3 protein-coding genes are annotated in these 4,449 nt (G+C 71.7%); 1 reads left to right on the plus strand and 2 read right to left on the minus strand.

From position 1 onward, the window contains the following. Positions 1 to 1,970, plus strand: a 1,970-nt coding sequence (locus KBX53_RS23600) for a bifunctional polysaccharide deacetylase/glycosyltransferase family 2 protein (protein ID WP_210861694.1), incomplete at its 5' end; no start/stop codon positions are given. 14 nt (positions 1,971 to 1,984) lie between these two features. On the opposite strand, the gene KBX53_RS23605 is transcribed toward KBX53_RS23600, so the two are convergent. After that, positions 1,985 to 2,140 carry a hypothetical protein gene (locus tag KBX53_RS23605; protein ID WP_167337316.1) on the minus strand — a complete coding sequence of 52 codons (156 nt, stop codon included), beginning with the start codon at positions 2,138 to 2,140 and terminating at the stop codon, positions 1,985 to 1,987. A gap of 16 nt (positions 2,141 to 2,156) precedes the next feature. After that, positions 2,157 to 4,253 (minus strand): S9 family peptidase, encoded by a 2,097-nt coding sequence (locus KBX53_RS23610; RefSeq protein WP_030334005.1) that lies wholly within the window; start codon positions 4,251 to 4,253, stop codon positions 2,157 to 2,159. Positions 4,254 to 4,449: the final 196 nt, after the last annotated feature.

Consider the following 4,449-nt stretch of genomic DNA (forward strand, 5'->3'; position numbering starts at 1 on the left):
CGGACGTCCCGGCCGCCGTCGGCTCGGGTGGCCCGGTGCTGCGGCTGGACCGCGCCGAACCGGTCAGTCGGGCGCTGCCGGACCGCACCTTCGCGCTGTCCTTCGACGACGGGCCGGACCCGCGGTGGACGCCGCAGGTTCTCGACGTGCTGCGCCGGCACGGCGCGCACGCCACCTTCTTCGTGGTGGGTGCCCGGGTCAACGAGCACCCCGAACTGGTCCGGCGGATCCTCGCCGAGGGGCACGAGATCGGGTCGCACACGTTCACCCACGCCAACCTCGCCGACGTGTCGCCGTGGCGTCGCGACCTCGAACTGTCGCTGACCCGTAAGGCGGTCGCGTCGGCCGCCGGCCGGGAGGTGACCCTGTTCCGGCCGCCGTTCTCCTCGGTGCCGACGGCGCTGACCGGGTCCGAGTACGCCGCGTTGCGGGCCGCCGCCGGTGCCGGGCACGTCGCGGTGCTCACCGACCTGGACACCAAGGACTGGCAGCGCCCCGGAGCCGACCGGATCGTGCGGGCGGCCACCCCGAAGCAGGGCCGGGGAGCGGTGGTGCTGATGCACGACGGCGGCGGTGACCGGGCGCAGACCCTCGCCGCGCTGGACCGGCTGCTGCCCGCGCTGGGCGAGCAGGGCTACCGGTTCACCACCGTCTCCGCCGGCATCGACGCCTCGCCGTCGATGGTGCCGGCCGGCGTTGGTGCCCGGCTGAGCGGCACCGCGCTGCGCTGGACCCAGACCGGTGCCCGCTGGGCGGCCGACGTGATGAACGTGCTGCTCGCCACCGCCCTCGTACTGGGGATCGCACGTCTCGTGGTGCAGGTGGTCTGTGCCCAGCGGCATGTGCGCCGGGTCCGCCGTCCGCGGCGGGACCGACCGGAGGTGCGGGCACCCGTCTCGGTGATCGTGCCCGCGTACAACGAGGCGGCGAACATCGCCGCCACGGTCCGGTCGCTGATGGCCAGCGCGTACCCGGCGCTGGAGGTGATCGTCGTCGACGACGGGTCGGACGACGGGACCGCCGACATCGTCGAGCGGATGCGACTGCGCGGGGTACGGGTGATCCGGCAGGCCAACGCCGGCAAGCCGGCGGCGCTGAACACCGGCATCCGGGCCGCCCGGGCGAACCTGCTGGTGCTGGTGGACGGGGACACTGTCTTCCAGCCGGACACCGTGTACCGACTGGTGCAGGGCTTCGCCGACCCGTCGGTGGGCGCGATCAGCGGCAACACCAAGGTCGCCAACCGGCGTCGGCTGCTCGGCCGGTGGCAGCACCTGGAGTACGTGATCGGCTTCAACCTCGACCGACGGATGTACGACGTGCTGGAGTGCATGCCGACCATCCCCGGTGCGATCGGTGCGTTCCGCCGCGAGGTGCTGCTGCGGGTGGGTGGGGTGCCGTCGGACACGCTGGCCGAGGACACCGACCTGACCATGAAGGTGCTGCGGGCCGGCTGGCGGGTCGTCTACGAGGAGTCGGCCATCGCCTGGACCGAGGCTCCGTCGTCGTTGCGCCAACTCTGGCGACAGCGCTACCGCTGGTGCTACGGCACGATGCAGGCGATGTGGAAGCACCGGCACGCGCTGCGCGAGTCGGGTGCCGGCGGCAAGTTGGGCCGACGCGGCCTGCCGTACCTCACGGTGTTCCAGATCGTGTTGCCGCTCACCGCTCCGGCGGTCGACGTGTTCGCCGTGTACGGCCTGCTCTTCCTGCCCTGGTCGACCCTCGCCCTGGCCTGGGCGGGGTTGCTGCTGCTCCAGGCGGCCACCGCCGGGTACGCGCTGCGACTGGACCGGGAGCGGTACGGGCCGCTGTGGGCGCTGCCGTTCCAGCAACTGGTCTACCGGCAGCTCATGTACCTGGTGGTGGTGCAGTCGGTGGTCACCGCACTGATCGGCAACCGGTTGCGCTGGCAGCGGATGGTGCGTACCGGCGAGGCGGCGGCGCTGGTTGGTGCCGGCCGCGGCTGAAGCCGCGTCGGCGGTCAGGCCGGGGTGTGGAAGAGCCCGGCCGACCAGGAGATCAGCAGGCCCACGGCGGCGGAGCAGCAGCAGACGAGCAGGGCGGCGGCGACCACGGCGAGGATCATCCACGCGGAGGTGCGCCGGGGCGTCGACCCCGGCTCGTCCTCGTCGGTCATCGCCGCCGCCCCGTCGTCAGGCGCGACCGAGGCGGTCCAGGATCCAGGCGTTGATGAACGCCTCCTCACGCCAGGAGTCGTAGCGACCGCTCGGGCCGCCGTGCCCGGCACCCATCTCGGTCTTCAGGAGGTAGTCGCCGCCCGGGGCGACCGCCCGCAGCCGGGCGATCCACTTCGCCGGCTCGGAGTAGAGCACCCGGGTGTCGTTGAGGCTGGTCACCGCGAGGATCGCGGGATAGTCCACGGCGGTGACGTTCTCGTACGGCGTGTAGGACTTCATGTACGCGTACACCTCGGGGTCGTCGAGGGGGTTGCCCCACTCCTCCCACTCGGTGACTGTCAGCGGCAGCGACGGGTCGAGGATCGAGGTGAGCGCGTCCACGAACGGCACCTGCGCCACGATCCCGGTGAACGCGTCCGGCGCGAGGTTGGCCACCGCACCCATCAGCAGGCCACCGGCCGAGGCGCCCCGGGCGACCAGTCGGTCGCTGGCCGTCCAGCCGGCCTTGACCAGGTGTCGGGCGCACGCCACGAAGTCGGTGAAGGTGTTCTTCTTGGCCAGCAGCTTGCCCTGGTCGTACCACCGTCGGCCCAGCTCACCGCCGCCTCTGATGTGCGCCACCGCGAAGACCACGCCCCGGTCCAACAGGGACAGCCGGGCCACCGAGAACCACGGGTCCATGCTGGCCTCGTACGAGCCGTAGCCGTACAGCTCGCAGGGCGCCGAGCCGTCCCGGGGGGTGCCGACCCGGCAGACCAGCGAGATCGGCACCCGGGTGCCGTCGTCGGCGAGCGCCCAGTCGCGGTGCTGCTCGTACTCGGCCGGGTCGTACGGTCGCCCGTCCGGCCCGGGCAGCACCGGCTTCTGCTTGAGCAGCACCATCTGCCGGGTGACCAGGTCGTAGTCGTACACCGAGTCGGGGGTGATCAGGGAGGAGTAGCGCAGCCGGACCCGACCGGTGCGGTACTCGGGGTTGGCGTCCAACCCGACGCTGTACAGCGGCTCGGGGAAGTCGATGTCGTACCCGTCGTCGCTGCCCACCGGCAGCACCCGCAGCCCGGTGAGCCCGTCGGTGCGCAGTGACACCACCAGGTGGTTGGCGAAGGCGTCCACGGCCTCCAGCCGGGTGCCGGGGGTGTGCTCGATCAGCGGCACCCAGTCGCCCGGTACGTCCGCCGAGGTGAACGCCAGTGCGAAGTCCTCAGCGTTGTCGTTGTGCAGGATCAGGAAGCGGTGCCCGTGGTGCTCCACCGTGTATTCGACGCCCTGCCGGCGGGGCGCGATCACGGCGGGCGCGCCGGTCGGGTTGCCGGCGGGGATCACCAGCACCTCGCTGGTGATCTTGCTGTGCACGTCGATGAGGATGAACTTCTCCGACCGGGTGAGCTCCACGCCCACCCAGAACCGCTCGTCGTCCTCCTGGTGGACCACCACGTCGTCGGCGGCGGGGGAGCCGATGGTGTGCCGCCAGACCCGGTTCGGTCGCCAGGCGTCGTCCACCGTCACGTAGAACAGCACCGAGGCGTCGGTCGACCAGGCGGTGCCGTAGAACGTGTCCGGCACCTCGTCGGGCAGCAGCTCACCGGTGGTCAGGTCCTTCACCCGCAGGGTGAACCGCTCGTCGCCGGAGAAGTCGGTGGAGTAGGCCAGCCAGCGACCGTCGGGGCTGACGTCGAACGCGCCGAGCGAGAAGAAGTCGTGCCCTTCGGCCAGCAGGTTTCCGTCGAGCAGCACCTCCTCGCCGTCGAGTGGGGCGCCGTCCACGCTGACCGGCGGGTCGGTCTCACCGTCGCGGACCGCCCGTCGGCACTGCACTCCGTACTGCTGCCCCTCGACCGTCCGGGTGTAGTACCAGTGCCCGCCCTTGCGGGTCGGCACGGACAGGTCGGTCTCCTGGGTGCGTCGGCGAGTCTCCTCGAACAGGTCGGCGCGCAGGTCAGCCAGGTGTGCCGTCCGCGCGTCGGTGTACTCGTTCTCGGCGGTCAGGTAGGCGATCGTCTCCGGGTCGTCCTTTGCGGCGAGCCAGGCGTACTCGTCGACGACGGTGTCGCCGTGGTGGGTGCGCTCGCTGGGCACCCGCTTCGCCGCGGGCGGGGCAGTCTCGGTGGTCACGGCGGCCACGTTACCGGCCGGCAGCGGCAGTGCGCCGGACCAGCGGCATCCCGATAGCCGCTACCACTGCATTCGAACACATGTACGATGGCCGCCATGGCGGCAGCAGCGAGTTCCCTCGGCCGGTCCGGAGCCCTTGAGATCACCCGACGGTTGGCGGCGATCTGCGGCCCGCCCTTCTCCCGGCTGGCCGGGC

The organism is Micromonospora sp. M51 (genome assembly GCF_018070305.1).
GTDB classification, from domain to species: Bacteria; Actinomycetota; Actinomycetes; order Mycobacteriales; family Micromonosporaceae; genus Micromonospora; species Micromonospora parva.